The organism is Mesorhizobium shangrilense (assembly GCF_040537815.1).
Lineage (GTDB): Bacteria > Pseudomonadota > Alphaproteobacteria > Rhizobiales > Rhizobiaceae > Mesorhizobium > Mesorhizobium shangrilense.
This window is the reverse complement of the sequence record NZ_JBEWSZ010000001.1, coordinates 5,008,895-5,027,987: the sequence shown is the minus strand read 5'-3', so window position 1 is coordinate 5,027,987 and position 19,093 is coordinate 5,008,895. Positions and strand designations below refer to the sequence as shown.

Genomic DNA, 19,093 nt, shown 5'->3' with positions numbered 1-19,093 from the left:
CCGCGCTTCGCCGCGGCTTCCCGCTATTTTCGCTGAAGCGCCATGCTTGCCGCCGTCGCTTGCAGGCCGGCCTTGATCGCCGCCCAGCTGGCCGCAACGGACGTCGGCTGGTGTTGCCGGGCGATGCTGTCCGTCAGTGAGGCATGCCAGGCCTTGTCTTCCGCCATCCTGCGGATCGCAGCATACCAGCCCGCCTGATCGGTGGAATCGATTGCCGGCATAAGCCCACCGGTGGCTTCGATCAAGGACGGCGTCGTCGACACGATGACCGGGACACCAAAATCGAGGCATTCCGAGGCGGCATAACCCCAGCCTTCTATATGCGAGGGAAAGACGCCAAAAGACGCCGTGCGATAGTAGCCGATGAGATCGTCGTCGCTGATCGGGCCTGTGAACACAATCGACTGGGCGAGCTCCGGATGGGACTTCAGATAGGTTTTCAACTCTTCGATCATCCAGCCCCATCGCCCGACGCAGACCAGCTTCGGCAACTTGACCCCCTCGTCCAGCGCCTGCCGCCAGATCCTGGCCAGCATGATGTGGTTCTTGCGCACTTCGATGGTCGAGCAATAGAGGACGAACGGCTCGCCGGCTTCGAGACGCGAGGTCATGTTCCGTCTGGAAGCCGCCTCATGGAGGAGGGAGGGCATCGGAAAGCGATGAAGGCCGGCCAGGCTTATTCCGGCCTGACCCATATGGCTGGTCAGCATCTCGCCAGCGGCGCGCGACGTGCAGAATGCCGTCGCTCCGGACCGCACCAATGATTCCAGATTGGGTCCGAACGCCCTCTCAAGTTTGCCTTGTGACACGAGATCGGGTCGTATCGTGGGAATGAGGTCATGGCAGAGAAATGCGATCTTGTTGGTGGTGTTCGAGACCGGTGCTCTGTTGTCTCCGACAAGTATCTGGTGACTGATCAGCACAGTCGAGAGCTCCACATCGGTGAGCGGCGGCGCGGCGGGTTTGGACCAGCCAAACTGCAGGCGCGCCCGCCTGTACAGCCGATAGGCGCGAAACAGCAGCCTGGCTGCGATGGAACGCAGCCCTGTCTCGCCATCGGTCGCCATGCTGGCGAGCTGGCGATCCGCCTCTCTCTTGGCCATCGGAAAATTCCGGATCGCCTTGAACGCCTGCCGCAGCGCTGTTGCCGATCCTGCCCATCGCCTCACACGAAATGGCGCGATGTGGTCAGCCGACAGCTGTTTCTGCTCGAAAGGATAAAGCCTGCGGAAGCGCTGGCTCGAAAGGTCCAGCGCGACCACCTCGATATTGGGATCGGGGTCGGCAAACGCCGCCTTGATGAGAAAATCCTCGATCCTCTGGATGCCAGCGAGCGCACCGCCCCCCCACGACAGCAACCCGGTCGCATCGATGGCGAACATTGGAGACCTCGCGCCCCCTTCGTCTTCCGTCGCGGCGGTGGCATTCAAGCTCTCTACTGTCATTGCGTGCTTTGGACGATCAGGATGTATGGGTGCCTTATGCTTCATTTGCAGCGAGGACGAAAGGTATCTTGAGCGACGCGCTCCTTGCCTGCCGCTTGGTTCCTCAAGTACCAAAGGCGACAAAGGTGGGCAAACTGCTTCCTGGACGTCGCAAAAGATTCCGCTTGCAATTTAATCTGTGCACAGATAGTCTGTGCACAGATTAAAACACCGACCAAACAGGAGCCAGGGCAATGTGGAGCAATGAGTACACCGCAATTTCGCCGCTTCCGGCGCGAGCCATCTGGAACGCGCTCAAGGCGTTGCACGAAGGCCGCCTCACCTATGAAGGGTCCGACACATTCGTGCTGCACGGGCCGTTCGCCAAGGGCACCCGTGTCTCGGTGACCCCGGTCGGGCAGGACACGTTCGAATCCACCATCGTCGATCTCGTTGATAACGTGACCTATGCCGACGAGACTTCGTTCGGTGATACGACGCTGCTGTTCCGACACACTCTGACGCCTGTCGACGGCGGCACGCGGGTCACCCACCGGCTTGAAATTTCCGGCCCCTCGGCCGCCGAGGTTGGACCCGAACTCGGACCGCAGATCAGCGGCGATTTCGATGTCTCGATGGCCAAGCTGTTCGAACGGGCAAAGGAGTTTGAAAACCTTGGTTGACAAGCAGGACCTGGACACGCGCTTCAAGGGCGGGCCTTCGGAGAGCCCCGGATTGTTGCTCTGGCGAACCACCATGCGCTGGCAACGCGTAATGACGGCAGCATTGGCGCCTCTCGACCTGACGCATGTCCAGTTCGTGCTGCTTGCCTCGGCGATGTGGCTGGGGCGCAATGGCGAGCCGCCCAACCAGGTGCAACTCGCCGCCCAGGCAGGCACCGAGGTGAAAATGACGTCGGACGTTGTCGCCCGCCTGGAGGCCAAGGGGTTGATCGCGCGGGAGACCGACCCGCATGATTCCAGGGCCAAGGTGATCCGCATCACCCCTGCCGGAGCCGCCGCCGCGCAGCGAGCCATCGTTGCCGTCGAGGCTGCTGATGCAGCTTTTTTCGGATCAGTCGACGAAGCGCAACTGGTCGGGCTGCTGCGGCAGCTTGCCGGAGAGATCCGATGAGCCGCGCCGCGACAGGCTAAGCCAGGAACTTGGCGATGATCGCGTCGCCCATCTGCACCGTGCCGACCTCGGTCATGCCCTCGGACAGGATGTCCTTCGTGCGCAGACCTTCATCGAGCACGGCGGCGATCGCGCTTTCCACGCGGTCGGCTTCATCGACCATGCCGAAGGAATAGCGCAGGCACATGGCGAAGGAGGCGATCATGGCGATCGGGTTGGCGATGCCCTTGCCGGCGATGTCGGGCGCCGAGCCGTGCACCGGCTCGTAGAGCGCCTTGCGCTTCTTGGTCTTGGCGTCCGGCGCGCCGAGCGAGGCCGACGGCAGCATGCCGATCGAGCCGGTCAGCATGGCGGCGATGTCGGACAGCATGTCGCCGAACAGATTGTCGGTGACGATGACGTCGAACTGTTTTGGCCAGCGCACCAGCTGCATGCCACCGGCATCGGCCAGCATGTGGTCGAGCTTGACGTCGGCATATCTGGCCTTGTGGGTCTGGGTGACCACCTCGTTCCACAGCACGCCGGATTTCATCACATTGCGCTTTTCCATCGAGGTGACGTGGTTCTTGCGCGTGCGTGCCAGCTCGAAGGCAACGCCCGAGATGCGCTCGATCTCGAACGTGTCGTAGACCTGCGTGTCGATGCCGCGCTTCTGGCCGTTGCCGAGATCGATGATCTGCTTGGGCTCGCCGAAATAGACGCCGCCGGTCAGTTCGCGCACGATGAGGATGTCGAGGCCCTCGACCACTTCCTGCTTGAGTGAGGAGGATGCCGCCAGCGCCGGATAGCAGATTGCGGGGCGCAGATTGGCGAACAGCTCCATGTCCTTGCGCAGGCGCAGCAGGCCGGCCTCGGGGCGCACTTCATAAGGCACGGCATCCCATTTCGGACCGCCGACGGCGCCGAACAGCACCGCGTCCGCCGCCATCGCCTTGTCCATATCGGCATCGGAAATCGCCACGCCATGGGCGTCGTAGGCTGAGCCGCCGACCAGGCCCTCGTCGGTGACGAAGCCGCTTCCCAGCTTTTCATTCATGGCGGAGATCAGTTTCTTGACCTCGGCCATGGCCTCCGGACCGATACCGTCGCCGGGGAGCAGAAAAAGATGCTTCGTTGCCATGGAAAACCGTCCCAGAAAGATTTGAACCGCGGCCTTGCTAAACGCCAAGCGCTCAGCGCGCAAGGGGACGAGCGCCGAGATCCTTCACACCCCCCTCAGCCCTATCGAGCATCTCCCCCGCAAGGGGGGAGATCGAATGTTACTTCGGCCTTCGCCAATCGCGGGCGTTGGAGGAAGGGCGGAGTTACGAAGCTGCCAATCTCCCCCCTGCGGAGGAGATGTCCGGCAGGACAGAGGGGGTGCTGTCCCGCCAGCGTTGGAAGAGTCCCGTGGCCATCACCGATGCGAGAGAATGTTGACCAGCCGGCCCAGGGGATCGCGCACGTAGAAGCGCCGCACGCCCCAGGGCTCGTCGGCGGGTCCATATTCGATGGCGAAGCCGGCCTGCTTCATGCCTTGCAACGCGGCATCGACGTCGTCGACCTCGATCGAGAGATCCGGCACCGGCGTCCCGGATCCGCCTTCGGTCATGAAGCTCACCTGCACGGTCATCGTCTCGGCAGAGCCGCACGTGGCTATCCAGCCAAGGTCCATCAGCAGATCAAGGCCAAGCACATCCTGGTAGAAGCGCTTCGCCGCGGCGATATCCGACGTGGCGATGTTGGCAACGATGCGTCGGACTTTCATGGTCGCACCTCAGACTGTGCGCCGCAACGCCGTCACCTCGATCTCGATCTTCATTTCCGGCTTGTTGAGCTGGCAGACGATCATCGTCGCCGCCGGCCTGATGTCGCCGAATGTCTCGCCCAGGATCGGGAAAACCACATCCACGAAAGCCTGGTCGGTGATGTAGTAGTGTGCCCGCACCACGTCGGCCATATCGAAGCCGCCGTCCTTCAGCGCCTTGCCGATGGTCGCCAGGCAATTGCGCGTTTGTGCCTCGACCGTATCCGGCATGGTCATGGTGGCATAGTCGTAGCCGGTCGTTCCGGACACGAAACACCAGTCCCCCTGCACCACGGCGCGCGAATAGCCGGCGGTCTTTTCGAAAGGCGAGCCGGTGGAGATCAGTTTGCGCATGGTGTCCTCGCAGAATTTTCAGTTGCCTTGGATCGTCAGGCGCGCAGTTGCGCCAGGACGCCCGCGATGTCGCCCATGCCCCAATGCTCGACGATGCGACCGTCCGCCACCCGAAAAATGTCGCATGAGGTGAAACGCAGTGCCCGACCGGTCGGCGCGACGCCGAAATAGACGCCCTTGTGCGTGCCGCTGTAGACGAAGCTCGCCGCCACATGGTCCTTGTCGGCGACCACGGCTTCGATGGCGACCTTGAGATCCGGCATCGCCGTCAGCCGTGCCTTGAAGAAGGCGACCGTTGCCTGTTTCGGGCTGACATTCGCTGGCGGTGGCGCGGCAGCGCTCTGCTGGTGATTGACATAGCTGTCGGCGAACAGCGCGGAGAAGCCGTCGATATCGCCCGCGCTCAGTGTCGCCGCGAATTGTTCAGCCAATGATTGAGGCGAGGGAGCCGACTGGGCGAGGGCCGGAGTCAGCAGCCCGCTGCCGAGAAGCAGCCCGGCTGCCGTTACTTGCCGCCGATTCTGCATCATGACCTCCGTCAGTACATCACGAACGAACGCTTGTCAGTTCGCCGAACCCGTCGCCTTGTCGAGCGCTTCCTTGATATCGGCCGGCCATGTCGCCACCGCGGGCCAGGCCTGGGGTTCGCCATTGTCGCCACGCCGGGCGAAATAGAGTTTCTGCTTGGCCGGGTCGACCGCCATGAAACCGTCATTGCCGCCGCAGTCATGCGGCACGCAACCGGTAGCGTAGAAGGCGCCAGACGCTGTCTTTTCGGTGCCGCCGCCAACCAGCAGGCTGGTTGCCATGTCGGTCATATCCTTGCCGAGCACCTTTTCGGCTTCCTTGTAAACGGCCTCATTGTGGAAGGCGTCGATGATGTTGTCGTATTTCGACGGATCGACATCCTTCCACTGCGTGCCGGGTTCGGGCATGTAGGTGAGGTTGCCGGAGGTCGAGAGGCCACCCTGCGGCGACCATTGCAACGCCGGCTTCGAATCCCCAGGCAAAAGATACGGCACGAAATAGATGGCGCTGTCGGAGATCGCGGCCGGCGGCGCACCGCATTCGTCCTGCTCGACCCTGATGCTCTGGATGGTGCCGCCTTCAGGCTTCCACACGATCAGCTTGGCTGGACCACACTGGTTGCCGCCGTCTCCGACATCCACCAGCGCGACGTTGACATCGCCAATCTTGACGATCTTGTCGAAGAAGACGTCGTAGTTGCTGGCCAGTTGCTGGCCGTCATAGGACAGCACCTTCTCACCGTCCTGCTCCGGCTGCGTGATGGTGAGTTGGCCGCCCTCGAACGGGATTGGCGCCTGCTTGTCATTCTCGGTCAGCGCCGCGCTGCTCGTGCCTGACGCGCCCTGGTCAGCGGCGCCGGTCGCATTCTCAGCCGGCACGAGCACACTGTCGGTCTGTGCATGCGCACCCGCCATCGGCAGAAGGATCACCGCCAGGCAGCAAACGCCGGCAAGAAGCGAACGTGTCATGACTCTCCCTCCCTTCAGTCGCCGCGAACCCGGCCTGGGAAGGCCGGGCCTATCCATTCCGGACGGTGCCGCTCAAGCCCAGGGGCGCAACTCGGCGTTCCGCTTTTCGAATGACGTGATGGCGCCGGCCTTCTCCATGGTCAGGCCGATATCGTCGAGACCATTGAGCATGCAGTGCCGCTTGAAGTCGTCGAGGTCGAACTTGACCACGCCGCCGTCGGGGCCATGGATTTCCTTGGTCTCGAGATCGACCGACAGCGTCGCATTGGAACCGCGCGAGGCGTCGTCCATCAGCTTCTCCAGATCCTCGGGGCTGACGGTGATCGGCAGCACGCCGTTCTTGAAGCAGTTGTTGTAGAAGATGTCGGCAAACGAGGTCGAGATGACGCAACGGATGCCGAAATCGAGCAGCGCCCATGGCGCGTGCTCGCGCGAGGAACCGCAGCCGAAATTGTCGCCGGCGACGAGGATCTGCGCCTTGCGGTAGGCCGGCTTGTTGAGCACGAAATCCGGATTCTCCGAACCGTCGTCATTGTAGCGCATTTCGGCGAACAGCCCGGTGCCGAGCCCGGTGCGCTTGATCGTCTTCAGATAATCCTTGGGGATGATCATGTCGGTGTCGACATTGATGATCGGCATCGGCGCGGCAACGCCGGTGAGCTTGGTGAATTTTTCCATGGCTTTTGCCCGTGTCTTCGTTGCAGGGATTGCTGACGCACGGTTTACACAAAGCCGTGGGCAAATAAAAGGCGGCTGTTCCCGGCCGGCCTTGGTCCATGGCGATGCATGTTAGAACACAAAAACAGCTTCGAAACCGCCGTTCCTTGGTGCAGTCTGGCCGGCATGGCTGAGCGTTCCCACGTCCTCTACGCAAGCGAGCCGGCGCTTGATGTCGCCGAGTTCCGCCGCGTGCTGATCGAATCCGGCCTTGGCGAGACACGCCCCATCGACGACGAGGCGCGGTTGAAGACGATGCTGTCGGGCGCCAGCCTAGTGCTGACGGCGCGCCTTGATATTGAAGGCAAGCCGCTGATCGGCGTTATCAGGGCCATCACCGACTTTTCCTGGGTCTGCTATATTTCCGAACTCGCCGTTTCCGGATCGGCACAGGGGCTCGGCATCGGCAAGGGCCTGCTGAATGAGGCGCGGCGGCAACTCGGGCCCTCCGTCGCCATCAGCCTGCTCTCCGTGCCCGACGCCGTCGGCTTCTACGAACGCATCGGGATGAAACGGATGCCCGACGCATTCTGGTTCAATCGCAAGCGCTGACATCCCGCCTCAAAAGGACCGCGCCTCCCAATATGAAGGTCGTGCCTCTTGACATGCAACCAAATGGTTGCATATTAGAGCCATGAGCATGGATGCCGTCTTTCGCGCCCTGGCCGACCCGACACGCCGGCAATTGCTGGACAGCCTTCATGAGAGGAACGGGCAGACGCTGAACGCGCTGTGCGAACAGATGGACATGACGCGCCAAGCGGTGACCAAGCACCTGGCGATCCTGGAGGAGGCAAACCTCGTCACCACCATCCGCAAGGGGCGCGAGAAGGAGCACTACCTCAACCCCGTTCCCATCAACGAGATCGCCGACCGCTGGATCGGCAAGTTCGAGCGAGGGCGATTGAACGCCCTCAGCGACTTGAAGAAACGGCTTGAAAGGGAAGAGCCATGAGCAACGCCTTCGTCTACGTGACCTACATCCGCACCACGCCCGAGAAACTCTGGCAAGCGTTGACTAATCCGGAGTTCAACCGGCAGTTCTTCCTTTGCTCCTATCAAGAGAGCGAGTGGAAAGTGGGCTCCAGCTGGAAGCTGATCCTTCCGGACGGGCGTCTCGCCGACAGCGGCGAGATTCTCGAGATCGACCCGCCGCGGCGCCTCGTCATCAAATGGCGCAATGAATGGATGCCGGAGGTAAAGGAAGACGGCTACACGCGCTGCACCTTCACAATCGAGCAGGACGGCGAGTTGATGAAGCTTGCCGTCACCCACGAGGCGGACGGTCCGCACAAGTTGATCGGGAACGTCGCCAAGGGCTGGCCGCTGGTGCTGGCCAGCCTGAAGAGCCTGCTCGAGACCGGCAAGGGTTTTGAGCGTCCTCCATCCAAAGGATGATAAGTCGTTTCGATCTCGAAACAAACCCTACACGGAGGCATCCATGATACGCGGTTCCAACGTGCAGAGCATGACCAATGGCGAAACCGTCATGGCATCAGCCGAGATCGACGCGCCTCCGGATCGCGTCTTCCGCGCGCTGGTCACGCAAGAGGTCGAGACGTGGTGGGGATCCGCCGATACCTATCGCACGGTCGACTGGTCGGCAGATCTTCGCGTCGGCGGCCGCTGGACGGTCGTCGTCAGAACGGCTGACGGCAGGGATCTGCCGGCCAGCGGCGAATTCCTTGAGATCGAAGCGCCACGCCGGATCGTACAGACGCGGACCTATGAGTGGGATCATCCGACCCTTGGCCGGCGGCAGACGACCGCCGCCTGGCTGCTGGAGCCGATCGCCGACGGCACGCGCCTGACCATCTGTCACGGTGGCTTTGCCGGGCTGAGCCACGCAGCGACCGAGCATGCCGAGGGTTGGGGACGGGTGCTGGCCTGGTTGCAGGCGTATGCCGACGCTGGAAGACTGGCGGCGGCTTGAGCAGCGGGTCGGGGGTGCTGTCCTGCCAGTGTCAAAGGAGACCGCCCTCCAAAGCGCCGTCACACCTTGACGTTATCGTCGCCCAATCCACATCCCATGCATGCAAAAGCAGGGATGTTTCACGGGCACGGCCGGCTGGGGCATTTCTGCGCGATACAAGGAAGACTTCCCGCAATCCGGCTCGCATCTCGAACGTTACGCCGAGCGCCTTCCGATCGTCGAAATCGACACCTCCTTTTACAAGCCGCACCGTCGCGAGACCTATGAGCGCTGGAAAGACTCCGTGCCCGAGCATTTCCGCTTCTCGGTGAAAGCGCCCAAGGCTGTGACCCATGAGCGCCGTCTCGTTGGCTGCGAGGACCTTGTCGAGGCGTTTCTCCTTGAGGTCGAAGGTCTCGGCGCCAAGCTCAGCGTGCTGGTGGTGCAGTTGCCGCCGGGCCTGGCCTTCGATCCGGACATCGCAGCCTGCTTCTTCGCCATGTTGCGCAAGCGAACCGTCGTCAAGCTGGCCTGCGAGCCGCGCCATCCCAGCTGGTTCGCTGCGGACGCGGATGCGCTCCTCGCCGGCTGCGGCGTCGCGCGTATTGCGGCCGATCCGGCCCTGGTTCCAGCCGCGGCGCTGCCGGGCGGCTGGGCCGGCCTTGCCTACTTCCGCATGCATGGCGCGCCGCGCATCTATTACTCGGACTACGACGCCGAAAGGCTCAACCAGATTGGGCGGCAAATGCAAACAGCAGCGGCAGCCGGTGCCGAAGTCTGGTGCATTTTCGACAACACCGCCGACGGCCATGCGCTTGGCAACGCCCTCGTTATCGGCCATTTCTGCACGCGGCAATAGACTTTTCACAAGAAGAGGCACATCGTCTGCTGGGCACCGACCGCATGGCAGCAGTACATGCTGTGTCGAATGCTTCCTGTGTTGGCGATTTTGCTTTCAGCATTTTGGGAGGGGTCGGTGGCGGAGAGTTTGTCCAGATATTGTGATCTTGTGATGAAGGGCGGCATCACCAGCGGTATCGTTTATCCCAATGCCGCCCTGGAACTGTCGAAAACCTACCGATTCAAGAGTATTGGCGGAACATCCGCCGGCGCGATTGCCGCCGCTGCATGCGCGGCCGCCGCGGTCGGAGAGCGGCGAAAGACCCTCGGATCCGAAATCTCCGGAGATCCGGGCCTGATCGGCTTCCACGGCCTGGCGGGAGTGTCGGGGAATCTTTCGAGCGATGGCTTCATCTACAACCTCTTCCAGCCCGCCCCGGGGGCCTGGAATGCCTACAGGCTGCTCGTTGTCCTGGCTGGAAACGCCGGCATCATACGAAAGTGCCTTTGGCTTCTCTTCGCGGTTATCGCCATCGCTCCGCTTGAAACGTTTTTCCTGTTTGCCCTCCTTTGTTGCGGATGGTGGGCCGCGGGATATTTTTCGAGCTTCTGGGCAATCCTGCTGCATGCAATCCCCTCATTTCTCGGGGCCTATGCGGTCGGCGCGGTGTTCGCGGTCTTGCGCGTGGCGCGTGTCGCGCGGCGCAATCTCCTCGGTCTCTGCTCGGGCAAACAGCAGGCCAGGCATTTCGGCGGAGGGTCGAAACCGGCGCTTACCGACTGGCTTCATGAGACCCTGCAGAATCTGTCCGGCCAGTCTCCTGACAGGCCGCTCCTGTTCAGCGATCTGTGGCACGCGCCGCGCTATGAGCATGAGCCGCATTCGGACCATGCCGTTTCGCTGACGATGATCACCACCGACGTCTCGCATAGCGAGCCGCGAAGCCTGCCCTTCGACAAGGACACACATTTCTGGTTCCTGAAGCACGAATTCGAGACGCTGTTTCCCAAGGATCTCGTTGACTGGATGATCAGGCAGGCTCCTGAAAATCGTTCCTTCAAGGGCGATACATACTACCCATTGCCAGCCGCATGCGATCTGCCGGTGCTGGTGGCCACGCGGATGAGCCTGAGCTTTCCCCTGCTGATAAGCGCCGTTCCCCTCCATGAATCGGTTGGCGCCGGATCCATTCAAGGTGTGGCGACGCCGGAGCGGAAGCGCGGCAGGCCGAAAACGCAGCTGGAGAGCACCGACTCGCTCGCAGCCGGAGGCATCGGAGAAGGGCCGGCTGCCGCCGCCTTCCGACAGTGCTGGTTTTCCGACGGCGGTATCTGCAGCAACTTCCCCATCCATCTGTTTGATGCCCCCCTGCCACGGTGGCCTACTTTCGCGATCGACCTCGTGTACCCTGATGCAAATGGGCCCAGTGCGGGCAACCAGACGAAAACCCCTGACGTTTTCCTGCCGAAACCCAGCGACGGCTGGCAGGCTCAGTATCAGTCGATCGCCAGCATGTTGGCCGTGAAGGAGCTGTCGGGATTTATTTTTGGCATCATCGCGACGATGCAGAACTGGCGCGATTTGCTCCAGTCGCGCGCCCCCGGCAATCGCGAACGGATCGTCCATGTTTCCCTGACGCAGGAGCAGGGCGGCATGAACCTGAACATGTCCAAGGAGATTCTGGCGCAGATTTCGCTGAAGGGAACGCAGGCGGGCGAGAAGTTCGCGGAATTCTCTTTCGACGACCATTATTGGACACGCTGGCGCAACCTCGCGTCGGCCATGCAGCGCTACACGATCAAGGTTGCCGACAGCGCGAACTACACGCCGAAGATCGCCGATTACGTGAACGCCTATGAATCTGCGCGTACCGACAATCCGATGCCGCCCTATGATTTCGAAGGTTCCGTGCAACGCGAGGAGGCAAGAAGTCTACTCGAAGGCCTGATCGCCAAGGGCCATGAATGGAAAGACAAAGGGCCCGATTTCACCAACACGGCACCAAGACCGCTGCCCCAGATGCAGATTACGCTGACGTATTAGGACACGCCCCTCAGATCACGTTCAACTCCCGGAACGCCCGCCCTTCGGCGACGCGGCTGTAGCCGAACGCCGAACAATCGACGGTGCGGTAGCCGCCATGCACGATCAGTTCCGCCAGCGCCTTGCCGACGGCCGGCGCCTGCTGCAGGCCGTGGCCGGAAAAGCCGTTGGCGAAGATGAAATTGCCGACCTGCGGATGCGGCCCGACCACCGCGTTCTGGTCGAGCGTGTTGTAGTCGTAATGCCCGGCCCAGGCCCGCGTCGGCTTGATCGCCTCGAAGGCGGGGATACGGGTGGCCAGCACCGGCCAGATAACCTCTTCGAACAGCGGCCAGTCCGGCTCGAAATCGGCGGGATCGGCGGGACCATCGCCCTCTTCCGGCTCGGCGCCGCCGGTGAGGTAGACCGAGCCTTCCGGGCGCACATAGATGCCGGAGGGATCGACCAGCAGCGGCATGTCGGCATATTTCTCGCGTGCCTCGAAGACGAAGACATTGCGCTTGCGCGGCTCGACCGGCAGCGCCAGCCCGGCCATGCCGGCCACCTTGCCGGCGTTCGGCCCGGCGGCATTGACGACGATACCGGCCTCCAGCGTCTCGCCATTGCCGAGGATGACGCCGGTGACGTGGTCGCCCTGCCGCTCGATGCCGGTGACCGAGGCAGCAAGGAAATCAACATTCTTGTCGCGCAGCGCCTTGCGGAACAGCATCAACATCGCATGCGCGTCGAACCAGCCTTCGCCGGTCCGGCCATAGGCGCCGGCGGAAATACCTTCGGTTGACAGCCACGCGAAGCGCCGCGTCAGCTGCTCGGCGTCCTCCAGCACGATGTCGGCGCCTTCGGCGATCTGCGCGTCATGATTGGCCTTGAGGATCGGCAAGCCGTTCTCGCCGGCGAGGATGAGATAGCCGCCCTCGCGGAAACCGATGTCGGCGTCCGTGCCGAATTCTTCCTTCAGCCGCCGGAACAGTTTCAGCGTGAATTGCGACAGGCGGATGTTTTCTGGAATCGAGAATTGCTGGCGGATCGAGGCCATGGACAGTGTCGTCGCCGCATGGGCGAATTGCGGGTCCCGCTCGATCAGCGCGATGGAGCCCGAAAACCCTTCCTCGCGCAGATAATAGGCAACCGAGGAGCCGACGATGGCCCCGCCAATGATGACGATGTCGTAGCGCACTCTCTTATGCCCTTTCCGATTCGAGCCGCTGATGGGGAGTTACGCGGCAGGCAAGATGATCTCGAAGCGCGTGCCGGCCTCGGAGTCAACCAGCCTGATCGTACCATCATGCGCTTTCAGAAGGGCCAGCACGATACCCAGCCCCATCCCGGTGCCGCCGGATTCGCGGCGCGTGGTGAAGAACGGCTCGAAGATTCGCGCCCGGTTGCTGGGCGAAATGCCGGCGCCGTCGTCATCGATCAGGATGCGCGCCTTGCCGTCGATACTCGTCGCAGTGACCGAAACCAGCGTTGCGCCGTGCCTGGCCGAATTGTCGATGAGATTGGCGAGCACGATTGTCCCGTTCTCGGTGGACATGCGCAGGCCGACATCACCGCCGGCCTCGACGCGAACCGCCAGCCGGTTATCGACGGGGAGCGCTGCAAGCGCTGCACTCATCGAGGTGCTTTCCCCGCTTGGCGGACGGTTTTCGGCGCGCGCCAAGTCGAGCAGGCGACGGACCAGAAGATTGAGACGCCCCGCATCGGTGACGATATTGTTGGAGAAGCGCCGCCGCTCCGCATCGTCCATCGCCGCACCGGAATCGCGCAACAATTCGGCCGCGCCCTGGATGGCCGTCAGCGGCGATTTGAGCTCGTGCGAGACATGGGTGGCGAAAGTCTGGATGCTGTCGGACCGCGCCTGCAGTTTTTCGGCCATGTCGAGGAAGGCGGCGGACAGTTCCGCCATCTCGCGCGTGCCGTGGTGGTCGAGCGGCCTGATCGCGTCGCGTTCGCCGGCGGCGATGCGCTGGGTGCGGTCGATCAGCGCATAGATCGGCCGGCTGACGGTGCGCAGGAAGACCAGGCCGATCAGCAGCGTGCCGCCGAGGATGGCGATCGCCGCCGCCGTCACCTTGCCGCGCTCGCCATAGAGATGCTTGACGATGTTGTTGGGCGTTCGCGACACATAGACCACTCCGGCGACATGGCCGTCGACGACCACCGGCATGGCGACGAAGACACGCACCCTGGTGCCTCGGCTGACCGAATAGAGTGGCGGCGTCGGCTGGTCGGGGATCCGCAGCCTCAGTTCGCTGGCATAGCGCCCGGCGAGCGCCTCCCGCACCTCCGCGACATCGGCCAGCGACAGTCCGACCTCATCGCGCCCGGCAATGACGACGCCCGCAGGGTCGAGCAGCCGGAAGCCGGCCAGCGTGGTTTTCTGCGTGGCGTCGAGAACACCGGACAGGCGCGCACCGATCGCCGCGAAGGCAGGATCGATGGTTGCTGCCTTCCCCTCGGGCCGGGTCGGAAGCACAGTGTCGGAGGCAAGATCGAGGCTGGGCTCGATCGGCAGGTAGGGATAGTTCACATTGCCTCGGCTGGCGGGCATCGGCGCGCCGAGCTTGTCTGCGGGAATGCCGGCATCGCGCACGTCCTGCGCATAGATGGCGGCGATGGCAGCACCCTGCGCGATCAGCTCCGCCTCGGTCTGGCGGATCAACTGGTTTTCGTAGAGGCGGAAGAAAAACAGGCCGACCAGCGGCAAGGCCATCACCAGGACCAGGATGGCGACGACGACCGTGGCCAGGCGCGGCCGCCATTTGCGGCCGATCCATTTGTTGGAGGTCGTCAGCCGCATCGGCCGAGCCGGAAGCCGACGCCATGCACGGTCTCGATCACATCCGCGCAACCCGCCGCCGCCAGCTTGGCGCGGATGTTGCGGATATGGCTGTCGACGGTGCGGTCGGCGACATGGATGTTGGCGGCATAGGCATTGGCCATCACCATGTCGCGGTCGAGCACATGGGTGGGCCGCGCCAGGAATCCCCTGAGGATCGAGAACTCGATGGCGGTCAGGGCAAGCGGCTTGCCGTCGAAGCTGGCGGCATGGCTGGCCGGCGCCAAGGCGAGCTTGCCGTGGGTGAACTGCCTGTCATCCGCCTGTTCGGGCGACACTGGGCGGGCGCGGCGCAGGATGACGTTGACGCGGGCGACCAGCTCGCGCGGGCTGAACGGTTTTGTCACATAGTCGTCGCCGCCCATTTCCAGCCCAAGCACCCGATCGATTTCTTCATCGCGCGCGGACAGGAACAGCACCGGCACGTCGGATCGCTGCCGCAGCCGCCGGCAGACTTCCAGCCCGTCCATTTCCGGCATGCCGATGTCGAGCACGATGAGATCGGGCGCGCGGCGCTCGACCGCCTGCAGGGCGGCGGCGCCATCAGCCACCGCCTGCGTTTTCATGCCGGCTTTTTCGAGCGCGAAGCAGATCACTTCGCGGATATGCGGATCGTCATCGGCGACGAGGATGTGATGCGGCATGGGTCAGCGGCCCGGTAGGTAAGGTTCGGAAACAGAGGGAATCACGACCGGACCTCTCCTGTCGAGATAGGCAAGCAGCCGCCAGTCGCGAAAGCTCCAGACACGCCAGTTTTGCTGGATGGTGCGATACCATCGTTCGTCGCTTCCACGCACTCCCGTGAGGTCGCGGAGGGCCGGATCATTGGCGGCAGCCGTCCGGCTCTGATGATCGAGGAAACGATCGAAGGCCGGAAACGCAGCCGGGCCAAGCGCACGAAGATACGAGGCGTCGAGTGGAGTGCCCTGGCCGGTCATTTCGAGGGAATGGTCGACATTGTAATTGGCGATCGTTGCTGCGAAATTGATGAAACAGCAGGTATAAAGCGTCGCCGATAACGTCAGAAGATTGGCGGACAGCAGCCACGCATTGGATTTGCCAAGCGCGATGCGGGCGATGATCAGGGCAAGACCGGCCGCCACCAGCCCCATCCACACGAAGGCGGCGATGCGCCAGTAGGTCAGCGCATAGACGCCGATATAGAGGTCGAGCCGCAGGATCGACGAGATGACCAGCATGATGTTCTGCGCCACCCAGGCGTAAACAAGCCTGCGAATAAGGGGATCGGCGGATGTCGCGCTGTCGGGACGCAGCGCCGCGAGCACGAAGCCGGCGGCGAGCAGCGCTGTGACGATCAACGGATAGGCGCCGCGATGCGCATAGACGGCGTAGGTCAGCCCGTCGGGCAGCGCGATGCCGCCCCACAGATAGACGGCATCGAGCCCGGTCTGCACCGCAAACAGGATGTTGAAGACGATGAGCGCACGCAGGATGGCGGCTTTGCCGAACAGGACGTCCTCGACGACGCGCTTGTCCGGATTGGCCGTCGGCTGAACAGCGGCAAGGTCGGGCTTGAGACGTGCAATGCGGCGCGGAAATCGTGGCAGGCGCGGTCGCAGGAAGACCCAGACGCTGGCAAGCATGAACAGCCAGAACGCAATCCGCGCGAACTGGATGAGATCGAGCAGCTTTATGAGATCGATCAGCGACAGCCAGTATTCGATGACAGGGTTGGCGGCGCCGAACAGAGCGAGGAAGACGGCGCCGAGCGTCAGCGGCATCACCCAGACGGCAAAAGTCGCAAAGCGGATACGGCGTTGGCCGATCCGTCGCGCCGCCTTTCGCCAGCGGATGAAATCGCGGATGAACCGGAACGGTGCGGCCAGCAGGAACAGCGCGACCTGGCCGGCAATACGAGCGATGCGGTCGCGCAGCCGGCCGGCCAGCGAAAGCGCGAAAATGGCCATGGCCACAAGCGCGATCGAGACAGACAAGGGGCTGACATTTTCAACAAGCGGCAGCAGCGCGACGAACAGGGCGCCCGGCCTGAGCCAGACCCTGCCGTCGCTGAAGGCCGCCGGGTGCACGGCCACGACCGCACCGGCAATCAGGATGGCGAACAGGAAAACCGTGATGCCGGCGGGCTGGCCGTAGAACAGGAAATCCGCCAGCACGACAAGCAGGACAGCGGCGCCGAAGCGGCTGCAATAACGCGGCGCGGCAGTGAAGAACGATGTCATGACCGGGCTTTCCTGATGGCGTCCAGCCGGATGGTCGGCGGGCTCCTGCGGGCAAAAGGGATGAGGATTGCCGCGGGGTTCGCACGTGTCGCATCACCGAGCCACCAGCCGTCATTGCGGAGCCGGGAGGGTAGGGACCAACGGGGTTTTCGTATTGTTTGCATGCCGCCTGTCTCACACGTCGACATGCAGGCGGTTGGGCGGTTCCGAGGAGGTTTTCGGCAATCTCGTGCAGTTTTCGTGCAGGGCAATCGCTTGAGATCGAATTCGCCATGTTTCCAGACGTTGGCGCCGCCCCTCACCCGCCTTGGCGATTGGTGGTCTATCTCAGGCACAAGTCGGACGCTTGCCTCGACCGGCCACAGGCGGCATAGATCGGGCATGACAACCGACACCTACCGCCCGCGCCGCTCGGTGCTCTATGTCCCGGCTTCGAACGACAAGGCGCTGGCCAAGATCGCGCAGCTTTCCTGCGACGCCGTCATCATCGATCTGGAAGACGGTATTGCCCAGGCCGACAAGGTTTCCGCGCGCGAAAAGCTGGCGGGAATCGTCGCCAATCGCCCAGTCGCCAACCACTTTGGCCGGCGTTGCGAGATGATCGTGCGCATCAATGCGCTCTCCAGCGAACGGGGCGCGGATGATTTGCTGGCTGCTGCAAATTGCCTGTCCGATGGCATCCTTTTGCCCAAGGTCAGCACGCCACGCGACATTCTCGAAGCCGGCGACGTGCTCGACGACAATCTCGTGCCGGACGACGTGAAATTATGGGCGATGATCGAGACGCCCAAGGCCATGCTCAACATCGGCGCTATCGCCGAACTCGGCCGCGACCCCGCCTCTCGGCTGGCTTGTTTCGTTGCCGGAACGAATGACCTGGTGAAAGACACCGGTGTGCTGCCGACGCCCGACCGGCGTTATCTCGTGCCTTGGCTGATGCAGATGGTGCTGGCGGCGCGCGCCGGTGGTCTCGACGTGCTCGATGGCGTCTTCAACGATTTTCGCGACCTCGACGCTTTCGGCCGCGAATGCGCGGAAGCCGCCGTGATGGGTTTCGACGGCAAGACCCTCATTCACCCCACTCAGATCGAAGCCGCGAACAATGCCTTTGCACCATCGTCCGAAGCCGTGGCCGAGGCACGCGCGGTGAAGGCCGCCTTTTCGCTGCCAGAAAATGCCGGCAAGGGTGTGATTGCACTCGATGGAAAAATGGTCGAGCGGCTGCATCTGGCGCAGGCCGAAAAACTGCTGGCGAAGGCGGCCGCCATCGGCGCATGATAGGGCCCGATGCACGTGCTACTCACGACAGGACTTGACGGATGAAACTCTACCGCTTTCTGACTGGCCCCGACGACGCCAGCTTCTGCCACAAGGTGACGGCGGCTCTGAACAAGGGCTGGCACCTGTTCGGCTCGCCGACCTATGCCTACGACAAGAAGGCCAAGGCCATGCGCTGCGGCCAGGCCGTGGTCAAGGATATCGACGGTCAGGAATACGGGCCGGATACGAAGCTTAGTGATTGGTAGACTCGCAAAACGCCTGTCCTTCCTTCGTCATCCTAGGGCGTAGCAGTCGCGAAGCGACGTCGCGGAGACCCTAGGATCCATGCCGTTACCTTGGCCAAGGAGCGCGGCGGATCAGGATTGGTGCGACAGGAAAAGCGCAACTGATGGTGCTCTGTCGTGCACCGTCGAGCACGGCACCACCATCCCGGCATGGATCCCAGGGTCTGCGCTCCGCTTCGCGTCGCTCCGCTCTGGGATGACGAAGGTGTGCCCCTATTCAGCCGCCTCTTCGATCTTTTCCATATCATCATCCGACAGGCCGAAATGATGGCCGATCTCGTGGATCAGCACATGGGTGACGATATCGCCCAGCGTTTCCTCGTTCTCGGACCAGTAGTCGAGGATGGCGCGGCGGTAGAGTGTGATCCGGTTCGGCCCCTCGCCGGTCTGCGGGTTCCAGCGCTCGGCGATGCCGCGTCCCTCGAACAAGCCGAGCAGGTCGAAGGGCGTTTCCAGCGACAGGTCGTCCATGATTTCATCGGTCGGGAATTCGGCGATCTGGATGACGATCTCGCCGGTCAGTTTGCGGAAATCCTCCGGCAGATGGGCATAGGCCTCCAGCGCCAGGAACTCCATTTCCTCCATCGAAGGCGAAAGCTCGTCGTGCCAGGTGCGGGTCTTGTAGATGCGGGCCATGCTTTTTCCTTTGAACCCGGCATATAGGCTTTCGCAGGGGTCGAGGCAAATGCCGGACGGCCAAGCTTTCCGCAAACCAAGCCGACAGGAATAAATTCCCCATGAGTCTGCTTGACTCTTCCCGCCCCCTCTGGAATCTATAGGA

At 62.7% G+C, this 19,093-nt stretch carries 23 protein-coding genes; 10 read left to right on the top strand and 13 right to left on the bottom strand.

Annotated features, from left to right (window positions below):
- Nucleotides 1–23: 23 nt before the first annotated feature.
- Nucleotides 24–1,382, bottom strand: coding sequence for a glycosyltransferase (locus tag ABVQ20_RS24240; protein WP_354461996.1), 1,359 nt, complete (start codon nt 1,380–1,382; stop codon nt 24–26).
- 296 nt (nt 1,383–1,678) lie between these two features.
- Between ABVQ20_RS24240 and ABVQ20_RS24235 the strand changes: the two genes are divergently transcribed.
- Entirely contained in the window at nt 1,679–2,107 is a 429-nt protein-coding gene (locus ABVQ20_RS24235; protein ID WP_354461995.1) for an SRPBCC family protein, read from the top strand.
- Nucleotides 2,100–2,558, top strand: coding sequence for a MarR family winged helix-turn-helix transcriptional regulator (locus ABVQ20_RS24230; protein ID WP_354461994.1), 459 nt, complete (start codon nt 2,100–2,102; stop codon nt 2,556–2,558). Before ABVQ20_RS24235 ends, ABVQ20_RS24230 begins: the two co-directional genes overlap by 8 nt.
- A 16-nt stretch (nt 2,559–2,574) precedes the next feature.
- Here the strand turns inward: ABVQ20_RS24230 and leuB are convergent, their stop codons facing one another.
- The 6 genes from leuB to leuD all read right to left on the bottom strand — a co-directional run bounded on the left by leuB (nt 2,575) and on the right by leuD (nt 6,872).
- Nucleotides 2,575–3,678 carry a 3-isopropylmalate dehydrogenase gene (gene leuB / locus ABVQ20_RS24225; RefSeq protein ID WP_354461993.1) on the bottom strand — a complete coding sequence of 368 codons (1,104 nt, stop codon included), beginning with the start codon at nt 3,676–3,678 and terminating at the stop codon, nt 2,575–2,577.
- A gap of 276 nt (nt 3,679–3,954) precedes the next feature.
- Nucleotides 3,955–4,305, bottom strand: coding sequence for a VOC family protein (locus tag ABVQ20_RS24220; RefSeq protein WP_354461992.1), 351 nt, complete (start codon nt 4,303–4,305; stop codon nt 3,955–3,957).
- Nucleotides 4,306–4,314: 9 nt separating this feature from the next.
- Entirely contained in the window at nt 4,315–4,698 is a 384-nt protein-coding gene (locus ABVQ20_RS24215) for a RidA family protein (protein WP_354461991.1), read from the bottom strand.
- Between the two features lie 35 nt (nt 4,699–4,733).
- Nucleotides 4,734–5,225 carry an ester cyclase gene (locus ABVQ20_RS24210; protein ID WP_354461990.1) on the bottom strand — a complete coding sequence of 164 codons (492 nt, stop codon included), beginning with the start codon at nt 5,223–5,225 and terminating at the stop codon, nt 4,734–4,736.
- A gap of 36 nt (nt 5,226–5,261) precedes the next feature.
- A complete protein-coding gene (locus ABVQ20_RS24205; RefSeq protein WP_354461989.1) occupies nt 5,262–6,194 on the bottom strand; it encodes an Ivy family c-type lysozyme inhibitor in 933 nt (310 codons plus the stop codon).
- 72 nt (nt 6,195–6,266) lie between these two features.
- Nucleotides 6,267–6,872 carry a 3-isopropylmalate dehydratase small subunit gene (leuD, locus tag ABVQ20_RS24200; protein WP_354461988.1) on the bottom strand — a complete coding sequence of 202 codons (606 nt, stop codon included), beginning with the start codon at nt 6,870–6,872 and terminating at the stop codon, nt 6,267–6,269.
- Between the two features lie 165 nt (nt 6,873–7,037).
- Here leuD and ABVQ20_RS24195 point away from each other — a divergent pair, with 165 nt between their 5' ends.
- The 5 genes from ABVQ20_RS24195 (at nt 7,038) to ABVQ20_RS24175 (ending at nt 9,682) form a co-directional block, all read left to right on the top strand.
- Nucleotides 7,038–7,463: a GNAT family N-acetyltransferase gene (locus ABVQ20_RS24195; RefSeq protein ID WP_354461987.1), complete on the top strand. Its 426-nt coding sequence runs from the start codon at nt 7,038–7,040 to the stop codon at nt 7,461–7,463.
- Between the two features lie 88 nt (nt 7,464–7,551).
- The gene (locus ABVQ20_RS24190; RefSeq protein ID WP_354462259.1) at nt 7,552–7,866 is read left to right on the top strand and encodes an ArsR/SmtB family transcription factor; all 315 of its coding nucleotides are present in this window, start codon (nt 7,552–7,554) and stop codon (nt 7,864–7,866) included.
- Complete coding sequence (locus ABVQ20_RS24185) at nt 7,863–8,309, top strand: SRPBCC family protein (protein WP_354461986.1); 447 nt, start codon at nt 7,863–7,865, stop codon at nt 8,307–8,309. The genes ABVQ20_RS24190 and ABVQ20_RS24185 overlap by 4 nt, the downstream gene beginning before the upstream one ends.
- Before the next feature lie 43 nt (nt 8,310–8,352).
- On the top strand, nt 8,353–8,844 hold the full coding sequence (locus tag ABVQ20_RS24180; RefSeq protein WP_354461985.1) for an SRPBCC family protein: 492 nt from the start codon (nt 8,353–8,355) through the stop codon (nt 8,842–8,844).
- A gap of 100 nt (nt 8,845–8,944) precedes the next feature.
- Nucleotides 8,945–9,682 carry a DUF72 domain-containing protein gene (locus ABVQ20_RS24175; RefSeq protein ID WP_354461984.1) on the top strand — a complete coding sequence of 246 codons (738 nt, stop codon included), beginning with the start codon at nt 8,945–8,947 and terminating at the stop codon, nt 9,680–9,682.
- A gap of 96 nt (nt 9,683–9,778) precedes the next feature.
- Here the strand turns inward: ABVQ20_RS24175 and ABVQ20_RS24170 are convergent, their stop codons facing one another.
- Entirely contained in the window at nt 9,779–10,291 is a 513-nt protein-coding gene (locus ABVQ20_RS24170) for a hypothetical protein (RefSeq protein ID WP_354461983.1), read from the bottom strand.
- Between the two features lie 279 nt (nt 10,292–10,570).
- Between ABVQ20_RS24170 and ABVQ20_RS24165 the strand changes: the two genes are divergently transcribed.
- Nucleotides 10,571–11,707, top strand: coding sequence for a patatin-like phospholipase domain-containing protein (locus ABVQ20_RS24165; RefSeq protein ID WP_354461982.1), 1,137 nt, complete (start codon nt 10,571–10,573; stop codon nt 11,705–11,707).
- Nucleotides 11,708–11,717: 10 nt separating this feature from the next.
- Here the strand turns inward: ABVQ20_RS24165 and ABVQ20_RS24160 are convergent, their stop codons facing one another.
- Genes ABVQ20_RS24160 through ABVQ20_RS24145 form a run of 4 tightly spaced genes read right to left on the bottom strand, consistent with a single transcriptional unit; the run spans nt 11,718 to nt 16,747 of the window.
- Complete coding sequence (locus ABVQ20_RS24160) at nt 11,718–12,884, bottom strand: NAD(P)/FAD-dependent oxidoreductase (protein ID WP_354461981.1); 1,167 nt, start codon at nt 12,882–12,884, stop codon at nt 11,718–11,720.
- 39 nt (nt 12,885–12,923) lie between these two features.
- Nucleotides 12,924–14,507 carry an ATP-binding protein gene (locus tag ABVQ20_RS24155; RefSeq protein WP_354461980.1) on the bottom strand — a complete coding sequence of 528 codons (1,584 nt, stop codon included), beginning with the start codon at nt 14,505–14,507 and terminating at the stop codon, nt 12,924–12,926.
- Nucleotides 14,498–15,190 carry a response regulator gene (locus ABVQ20_RS24150; protein ID WP_354461979.1) on the bottom strand — a complete coding sequence of 231 codons (693 nt, stop codon included), beginning with the start codon at nt 15,188–15,190 and terminating at the stop codon, nt 14,498–14,500. Before ABVQ20_RS24150 ends, ABVQ20_RS24155 begins: the two co-directional genes overlap by 10 nt.
- A gap of 3 nt (nt 15,191–15,193) precedes the next feature.
- Complete coding sequence (locus tag ABVQ20_RS24145) at nt 15,194–16,747, bottom strand: DUF4153 domain-containing protein (protein WP_354461978.1); 1,554 nt, start codon at nt 16,745–16,747, stop codon at nt 15,194–15,196.
- A gap of 381 nt (nt 16,748–17,128) precedes the next feature.
- Here ABVQ20_RS24145 and ABVQ20_RS24140 point away from each other — a divergent pair, with 381 nt between their 5' ends.
- Entirely contained in the window at nt 17,129–18,025 is an 897-nt protein-coding gene (locus tag ABVQ20_RS24140; protein ID WP_354461977.1) for an HpcH/HpaI aldolase/citrate lyase family protein, read from the top strand.
- Nucleotides 18,026–18,066: 41 nt separating this feature from the next.
- Nucleotides 18,067–18,273 carry a DUF1737 domain-containing protein gene (locus ABVQ20_RS24135; protein WP_056585621.1) on the top strand — a complete coding sequence of 69 codons (207 nt, stop codon included), beginning with the start codon at nt 18,067–18,069 and terminating at the stop codon, nt 18,271–18,273.
- A gap of 252 nt (nt 18,274–18,525) precedes the next feature.
- Here ABVQ20_RS24135 and ABVQ20_RS24130 read toward each other — a convergent pair whose 3' ends face one another.
- The gene (locus ABVQ20_RS24130; RefSeq protein WP_111544069.1) at nt 18,526–18,948 is read right to left on the bottom strand and encodes a metallopeptidase family protein; all 423 of its coding nucleotides are present in this window, start codon (nt 18,946–18,948) and stop codon (nt 18,526–18,528) included.
- Nucleotides 18,949–19,093 lie beyond the last annotated feature (145 nt).

What these genes read in the sequence shown, in the direction of transcription:
- ABVQ20_RS24240 (WP_354461996.1), bottom strand. Translation starts at nt 1,382, where the DNA reads ATGTTCGCCATCGATGCGACCGGGTTGCTGTCGTGGGGGGGCGGTGCG.
- ABVQ20_RS24235 (WP_354461995.1), top strand. Translation starts at nt 1,679, where the DNA reads ATGTGGAGCAATGAGTACACCGCAATTTCGCCGCTTCCGGCGCGAGCC.
- leuB (WP_354461993.1), bottom strand. Translation starts at nt 3,678, where the DNA reads ATGGCAACGAAGCATCTTTTTCTGCTCCCCGGCGACGGTATCGGTCCG.
- ABVQ20_RS24220 (WP_354461992.1), bottom strand. Translation starts at nt 4,305, where the DNA reads ATGAAAGTCCGACGCATCGTTGCCAACATCGCCACGTCGGATATCGCC.
- ABVQ20_RS24215 (WP_354461991.1), bottom strand. Translation starts at nt 4,698, where the DNA reads ATGCGCAAACTGATCTCCACCGGCTCGCCTTTCGAAAAGACCGCCGGC.
- ABVQ20_RS24210 (WP_354461990.1), bottom strand. Translation starts at nt 5,225, where the DNA reads ATGCAGAATCGGCGGCAAGTAACGGCAGCCGGGCTGCTTCTCGGCAGC.
- ABVQ20_RS24205 (WP_354461989.1), bottom strand. Translation starts at nt 6,194, where the DNA reads ATGACACGTTCGCTTCTTGCCGGCGTTTGCTGCCTGGCGGTGATCCTT.
- leuD (WP_354461988.1), bottom strand. Translation starts at nt 6,872, where the DNA reads ATGGAAAAATTCACCAAGCTCACCGGCGTTGCCGCGCCGATGCCGATC.
- ABVQ20_RS24195 (WP_354461987.1), top strand. Translation starts at nt 7,038, where the DNA reads ATGGCTGAGCGTTCCCACGTCCTCTACGCAAGCGAGCCGGCGCTTGAT.
- ABVQ20_RS24190 (WP_354462259.1), top strand. Translation starts at nt 7,552, where the DNA reads ATGGATGCCGTCTTTCGCGCCCTGGCCGACCCGACACGCCGGCAATTG.
- ABVQ20_RS24185 (WP_354461986.1), top strand. Translation starts at nt 7,863, where the DNA reads ATGAGCAACGCCTTCGTCTACGTGACCTACATCCGCACCACGCCCGAG.
- ABVQ20_RS24180 (WP_354461985.1), top strand. Translation starts at nt 8,353, where the DNA reads ATGATACGCGGTTCCAACGTGCAGAGCATGACCAATGGCGAAACCGTC.
- ABVQ20_RS24175 (WP_354461984.1), top strand. Translation starts at nt 8,945, where the DNA reads ATGCAAAAGCAGGGATGTTTCACGGGCACGGCCGGCTGGGGCATTTCT.
- ABVQ20_RS24170 (WP_354461983.1), bottom strand. Translation starts at nt 10,291, where the DNA reads ATGCAGCAGGATTGCCCAGAAGCTCGAAAAATATCCCGCGGCCCACCA.
- ABVQ20_RS24165 (WP_354461982.1), top strand. Translation starts at nt 10,571, where the DNA reads ATGATCACCACCGACGTCTCGCATAGCGAGCCGCGAAGCCTGCCCTTC.
- ABVQ20_RS24155 (WP_354461980.1), bottom strand. Translation starts at nt 14,507, where the DNA reads ATGCGGCTGACGACCTCCAACAAATGGATCGGCCGCAAATGGCGGCCG.
- ABVQ20_RS24150 (WP_354461979.1), bottom strand. Translation starts at nt 15,190, where the DNA reads ATGCCGCATCACATCCTCGTCGCCGATGACGATCCGCATATCCGCGAA.
- ABVQ20_RS24145 (WP_354461978.1), bottom strand. Translation starts at nt 16,747, where the DNA reads ATGACATCGTTCTTCACTGCCGCGCCGCGTTATTGCAGCCGCTTCGGC.
- ABVQ20_RS24140 (WP_354461977.1), top strand. Translation starts at nt 17,129, where the DNA reads ATGACAACCGACACCTACCGCCCGCGCCGCTCGGTGCTCTATGTCCCG.
- ABVQ20_RS24135 (WP_056585621.1), top strand. Translation starts at nt 18,067, where the DNA reads ATGAAACTCTACCGCTTTCTGACTGGCCCCGACGACGCCAGCTTCTGC.
- ABVQ20_RS24130 (WP_111544069.1), bottom strand. Translation starts at nt 18,948, where the DNA reads ATGGCCCGCATCTACAAGACCCGCACCTGGCACGACGAGCTTTCGCCT.